The following is a 5,852-nucleotide window of genomic DNA, read 5'->3' as shown; positions in this document are numbered from 1 at the left end:
GCTTTTTCTCTTACGATGTTTCAGAGGCCTTATTTCTATCAGCAAAAGAAAAAGAAATTATAGCCAATTTATTTGCTACAATAGCCAATGAATTAGACAACAATATTGACAGTTTCAGCCAGGATGTTTTGGTGTCGCAAATAGAATTGTTATTGAATTATAGCAATCGTTTTTACAACAGGCAATTTATCACGAGGAAAGCAATCAATCACGACATCATAACTTCTTTGGACGAACTTTTAAACAGCTATTTTGGAGAAGAAAACAGTCTGAAAAATGGCTTGCCATCAGTGAAATACATCAGTACAGAATTAAAGCTATCGCAACGCTATTTGAGTGACATGTTGAGTTCATTGACAGGGCTTAACACACAACAATACATTCAGAACGCAATCATAGAAAAAGCTAAAGAAAAATTATCAACTACAAATCTTTCCGTTTCGGAAATTGCTTATGAATTGGGCTTTGAACATTCACAATCGTTTAGTAAACTTTTCAAGACAAAGACAAATGTTTCGCCTTTGGAGTTCAGACATTCATTTAATTAAAGACGGTAAAACCATTTGATTTTGGGGAATTGAGCATTAGTATTGCTAATTTAGAGGGTGGCCCGAGAACTGCCAGCTAAAAAACTGAAGTTAATGATAAAGTGGAAACGAATGAAAATGTGGTGGTTGCAGTAGACTAATCTCATAGTAAAAGGCTCACATAGGGATCAAATAAATAAGTCTAATTGTTGAAGCTAGTTATTGATGAAAAGAGCCTGCATATAATCATCTCTTTTTTTCTAAATCAATCAATTATYGGCTCAATGAGCGATAAAAAGCGTTCCATATGTTCAAAGTATTCCTATTCCACGGTACAAACCCCTCTCTAAAGCACTTAGAGAGGGGTTTTTGGTTTTATATTTTGTAATGTGCCTCCATTGCACAGAAAAGAAGATTTTACAGTTCGATCTCGGGTGGTGAAGTATGGTTCAATCATGTTATCTTTACAAAAGAGATGGAATAAACTTATTTTTATAGATTAAGTAAAATGCAGTTTGAACCGAGTAAAAAGCTAGTGCCATTTATCAGGCATTATTTATTATTGCATACCAATGAGTTGGAGGAGATGACATATCGTTTGTTTTCTGACGGACAACCAGGCATAGTCGTTCCGCTGACTAAAAATATGCTGATCAGCACGAGTGATTATCCATTTGGAGATCAATTGCCATCGATGTTTATTTATGGCCAAATGTCTGCCTATAGAGATCTTAAAATTCAGGGTCAAATGGCTTTGTTGGTTGTTGTATTACGCCCATTTGCACTTAATTTATTATTTGGGATGTCTGCTGATGAGCTAAATGATGGGATATTTCTTCCCACTGATCTTATCGGAGCTGAGGCGATTCCGTTTGAACGAAAGGCGGCGAAAAGTAAAAGTCTTCATGAGGTAATTGACACCATAGAAAGCTTTCTCCTTGAGCGTTTCCAAAAAAGCAACGGTTTGAATCCTGATCTGCTTTTTAGCCTTGAAATCATCAATAAACATGAGGGGCTTATTAGAATGGAAAACTTGCTGAAGGAACTACAAATGAGTGAGCGACAGCTGGAAAGACTCTATCGTAGGCAGATTGGTGTTTCACCAAAAAAGTTCATGAATGTAATTCGTTTCCAGCACTTTTTAAAGATCTTCAGAGATCTTTCTGCAGAAAGCAAATTGACTACTGCGGTTTATAAAGCTGGTTATTATGATCAATCTCACCTGAACAATTATTTCAAGACAATGACCGGTATTACACCGATGGAATACAGGTTAAATGTCAATAAGCTTGCAATTAATTTTATGCGGTTTTAGGGCTGAATCTTCATTTCCATCAATATAGTTTTTAGTTATATGTATATGGTTGTCGGAATTTTCCAATCATTGTTGAAGGCCGAGGGATAATTTTGTGTCATGAAAAAAATAAAAATAGCTACTGCGCAATTTGAAAACAAAAGTGGCGACAAGGAGTATAATCTTAAAATGATTGAACAGCTTTCCGAACAGGCAGCAAAGGATGGGGCTGATGTTATTAGTTTTCATGAATGTTCGATTACAGGTTATACGTTTGCAAGGAACCTTAGCTATGAGCAAATGTTAGTGCTTAGTGAAAGCATACCAAATGGACCGAGCGTAGCTGCTCTCATTGGATTTGCAAAGAAATATGGAATTGTTATTCTCGCAGGTCTATTTGAGAAAGATGAAAATAATGAACTCTATAAAGCATATGTATGTGTAGATGGAAACGGCTTAATCTCTAGTCACCGCAAGTTACACCCGTTCATTAATCCCTATATCAAGCCGGGGTCTGCCTATACTGTATTTGAATTGCAAGGCTGGAAATGTGGGATTTTAATTTGCTACGATAATAACATTATTGAGAATGTAAGAGCAACAAGACTTTTAGGAGCTCAGGTGATTTTTATGCCACATGTAACGATGTGTACACCATCAAGCAGACCAGGGGCGGGATTTGTTGACGCTAGCCTGTGGAGGGACAAAAATGCGAACGTCCAGTTACTGAGGAAAGAATTTGATGGTGATAAAGGCAGGAAATGGTTGATGAAGTGGTTGCCTGCAAGAGCCTATGATAATGCTGTTTACGCGGTATTTTCAAATCCTATTGGAATGGACGACGATCAGTTGAAAAATGGTTGTTCCATGATTTTGGATCCGTTTGGTGAGATCATAGCGGAATGCAGATCTTTAGATAATGAAATTTCAGTGGCGGAACTAGATCCTGAAAAACTTACCGATGCGGGTGGCTCAAGATATATTATGGCCAGAAGACCGGCGCTATATGCGGACGTCATAGGTAAAAAACATAAAAGTGAGCATAAAGTTTCATGGCTGAAGTGAATCCTTGCTTTGCTTCTGGGATGCTTCTGACTTGCTTCTGGACTGTTTCAGTATCAAATTCGTATCAACGTCTTAGCAACTTCGGTGTATCTTCATCTCAGAACGGACGTGCATCAAAGTTGCTAAGAAGATATATCGGAGAAGTATCGAAGTTGATACTGAAGCAAGCACTGCCGAACCATAATGTGGTGTCTAACTGGATACTGGGATTAAATTCTTCGAGTCTATATTGGCGAAGAGCTGCATTGCTACATCGTAGTTGCATCAGCTTCTAATAAGGATACGAGTAAGCGTGTTTACTTAAAAATTTAATACATTTATTTGACAGGGATGTATAATTTAACATACAAATACCTGAGCGCTATCAGTATTATCTAATCAGTACTTGCCAACTTTATTTCTTTTTTTGAGGGTTAAAAATGCCATTATCTTTTAAAGCTGCTCGTTTGGCATGATAAGTGTAAATTATTATTGAAAAATTAATCCTCAATCTATTTCTATGAAAAAAACCTCTTCTTTCGTAGCGTTGTGCTTAATCGGCATTGCTACATTCGCTTCTCCTTTAATTTCTACTGCTGCTGCTAAGCAGTGTAACGCAGCACTTACGGTAACTTATGTGTATCCAGATGGTTCTGTTTACGGCTCTTATACTTACTATGGTAGTGGTGCAACCTGCGGAGCCGCAATGGATGCTGCAAGAGCACGTCAAAATGCCGTAGAGGCAGCGGTAAATGACGACCCATCAAGCCCTATTCACGTTTATTAAGCCCCAAGAAACCTTAACGGTTTAATTACCCTTATTATAAAACGTATTTAGGCTTTATTCTACTGTTTGAAAACAAAAAGATGAGTGCTGCTTTGTAAAAGGAGAACTCATCTTTTTTAAATTATACCCACCTCTCATATCCTTACAATTTATGTATCAAAACAAATCGACTCTAAGCTTTGCTTTTATATTGTGCTTTTTAACGTTTAATATAAGCGCACAAGTTAAAGGAACGATAAATTATAAGTTAACAAAAAACGATGGTGTCAGTAGCGCTACAGAGATAAACAGTATAGTTTATTTTTCCGGAAACAAGTCTATTGAGATAAACCTACCTAAAAATTTATCTAACACCATAGTAGCAGACGGAGATAATAGTTTCGTGGAAACGAAAGTTCTGAAAAATAGCAAGCCCATATTTGTTTACAAAGATTTCAGCAAAAATGAACTTCAACTTTCAGACTTTATAGAGCGTAATATTTATTTGATTAAGGATACACTGGCTAATTTTAAGTGGACAATAACTAAGGAAAAGAAAAAAATATTAAACTATAGCTGTACACGGGCAACTACCAACTTTAGAGGGCGTCAATTTGAAGTTTGGTTTACCGACGCCATTTCTGTACCAAATGGACCATGGAAGTTCTGCGGACTGCCCGGTTTAATCATTGTTGCAAAAGATTTAGAAGGGAAATATAATTATGAACTTACCGGCATTAATCTAAAAGCAGTATTCGACCCCAAAATAATCAGTATTCCCTTTTCTTATTCAAAAGAGAAGGCTGTAAGCCATGCCTATTTTATTGCAGCTTATAAAAAACGTGTTGCCCAAAATGCAGCGCTATCGAGGGCAAGTGAGCAGCAGAATAGCAGTGGGGGAAGCTCGTCTTTCACAGTAACTTTACCGCCCAAAATGGAAAAACTTTAGTTGTTTTGAAATTTGTATTTTCACTCTTATTTATTTTAATATCTTTTGCCGGTTTCGGGCAAAAATTAACTTTAAATGGTAAGGTTACTACTGGCGGGCAGCCGCTTGCATATGCAACTTTGCAGTTAAAAACAGCAGACAGTACTATCCTTTCTTATACAAACAGCAATACCAATGGGCTCTTCGTTTTAGAAGCGAATTTAGGCGGTGCGAAATTTATATACTTAATAGCCAGTTACATCGGTCTAAAAACCGATACACTAAAATTAGAATCGAGTACCTTTAACGGCAATGTAATTAGTCATAACTTCGAATTACTTGATGACCCAAAACAATTAGAGCAAATAAACATTAAGGCTGAAAAACCGACTGTAGCAATTCATAATGATACGACCAGTTTTAACGTAGCTAAATTAACAACCGCGGAGGATAAGAACATTGAAAGTGTGATCAGAAAAATGCCAGGCATGTCTGTAAGTAAAGATGGCACGATCACTTATAACCAACAAAAAATCACCAAGGTTTTATTAGAGGGGGACGATATGACGGGTGAGAATTATAAAACCATAACCCAAAATTTGAAACCCCAGCTTGTAGAACAGGTACAAGCAATAGAGAATTATATCGAAGATGACCTATTGAATGGAATAATAAGCTCTGATGAGGTTGTCTTAAATCTTAAATTAAAAAACAATAAAAGTATTTTAGGGAGTGCAGATCTGGCGGTTGGCATCAATAAAAGAAACGATGTGTCTGCCAATGTGGTTTCTCTATACAAAAGAATTAAGGCCTTCTCTTACATAAGCAATAACAATACGGGCAAATACCAGGAAGATTTGTTAAGCCTTAATAGTAAAACAGCATACAACAACTCAAACGGCAAGTTAATTAATCATGCTATAGGAGATACTAACCCATTCGACAACAATAACTTTCGTCTTAATAACACGCTTTCAGGAAGTCTTTCTGCTGTGAGCCATGCTAATAAAAACCTTAAACTTACATTCGGTGCTTATGCAATCCGCAATAAGCTTTCTKATGAACGATCTAACACGCAAATTTTCCTTGGCCCAGAACCTATAACTACCGAAGACCGGGAAACAAGGTCTTCTAACGACAAGAATTATCAAATAGAGTTGGGTGTACAACAAAGAATTGGCAGGGCTTCTCGCTTATCCTCTGCCATATCCTATACTTTTAAACCCTCAACTTACGCCTCTCTGGATACTTCCTTTTTTAATGCTGAAACTGAAAATCTGGTCAATCAAAGTC

The 5,852-nt window shown here is 36.9% G+C and carries 6 protein-coding genes; all 6 read left to right on the top strand.

All coding sequences use genetic code 11. The features are described from left to right. A partial coding sequence (locus tag AC1DG9_RS22165; RefSeq protein WP_477635248.1) for a helix-turn-helix domain-containing protein occupies positions 1 to 548 on the top strand: 548 nt, incomplete at its 5' end. Between the two features lie 487 nt (positions 549 to 1,035). Beyond that, the gene (locus AC1DG9_RS22160) at positions 1,036 to 1,842 is read left to right on the top strand and encodes an AraC family transcriptional regulator (RefSeq protein ID WP_337715373.1); all 807 of its coding nucleotides are present in this window, start codon (positions 1,036 to 1,038) and stop codon (positions 1,840 to 1,842) included. A 99-nt stretch (positions 1,843 to 1,941) separates the two neighbouring features. Then, entirely contained in the window at positions 1,942 to 2,886 is a 945-nt protein-coding gene (locus AC1DG9_RS22155) for a nitrilase family protein (RefSeq protein WP_337715371.1), read from the top strand. A 499-nt stretch (positions 2,887 to 3,385) separates the two neighbouring features. After that, positions 3,386 to 3,652: a hypothetical protein gene (locus tag AC1DG9_RS22150; protein ID WP_172660669.1), complete on the top strand. Its 267-nt coding sequence runs from the start codon at positions 3,386 to 3,388 to the stop codon at positions 3,650 to 3,652. A 151-nt stretch (positions 3,653 to 3,803) separates the two neighbouring features. Then, complete coding sequence (locus tag AC1DG9_RS22145; protein ID WP_172660668.1) at positions 3,804 to 4,580, top strand: GLPGLI family protein; 777 nt, start codon at positions 3,804 to 3,806, stop codon at positions 4,578 to 4,580. Between the two features lie 5 nt (positions 4,581 to 4,585). Next, positions 4,586 to 5,852 (top strand): hypothetical protein (locus AC1DG9_RS22140; RefSeq protein ID WP_477635247.1); only part of this gene is annotated, 1,267 nt, incomplete at its 3' end.

The sequence above is a fragment of the Pedobacter sp. 05L430 genome, from assembly GCF_056397585.1.
This window is presented reverse-complemented; position numbering and strand designations above follow the sequence as displayed.

Excerpts from the sequence above, each read along its gene's own strand:
- AC1DG9_RS22160 (WP_337715373.1), top strand. The coding sequence starts at position 1,036 with ATGCAGTTTGAACCGAGTAAAAAGCTAGTGCCATTTATCAGGCATTAT.
- AC1DG9_RS22155 (WP_337715371.1), top strand. The coding sequence starts at position 1,942 with ATGAAAAAAATAAAAATAGCTACTGCGCAATTTGAAAACAAAAGTGGC.
- AC1DG9_RS22150 (WP_172660669.1), top strand. The coding sequence starts at position 3,386 with ATGAAAAAAACCTCTTCTTTCGTAGCGTTGTGCTTAATCGGCATTGCT.
- AC1DG9_RS22145 (WP_172660668.1), top strand. The coding sequence starts at position 3,804 with ATGTATCAAAACAAATCGACTCTAAGCTTTGCTTTTATATTGTGCTTT.